Origin of the sequence: Dorea sp. 210702-DFI.3.17 (assembly GCF_020560825.1) — a bacterium.
Taxonomy (GTDB): Bacteria; Bacillota; Clostridia; order Lachnospirales; family Lachnospiraceae; genus Dorea; species Dorea formicigenerans.
Genome location: NZ_JAJCNB010000101.1, coordinates 1 through 300, shown reverse-complemented (window position 1 = coordinate 300; position 300 = coordinate 1). Strand labels below are relative to the sequence as shown.

1 pseudogene is annotated in these 300 nt (G+C 50.3%); it reads left to right on the top strand.

Annotated features, from left to right (window positions below):
- Positions 1-300 (top strand): annotated as a pseudogene (locus tag LI149_RS15125) (ABC transporter permease); the annotation flags it as partial.

Below are 300 nucleotides of genomic sequence, written 5' to 3'. Positions count from 1 at the left end.
GGTCGTCAGCTTTTCTACACCATAGCATCCAGTTATATTACCCTCTATCTTGCGATTGTTTTCCTGGTAGTTGCCAACACCATCGTGGGTGTTCAGTTCCTGATGAGTCAGCAGAAAACCGGGCGCAGATACCAGACTCTGATCCGCCTGGGAGCTACTTACGAAACCCTTTGCCAGTCTGCTGGAAAGCAAATTACCTGGTTTATGGGACTTCCTGTATTGGTTGCGGCTGTCAGCAGTCTGTTTGGAGTCAGGGCGTTATTTACAGGGATACTCTCGTCCCGAACCCGTGGGACAGTG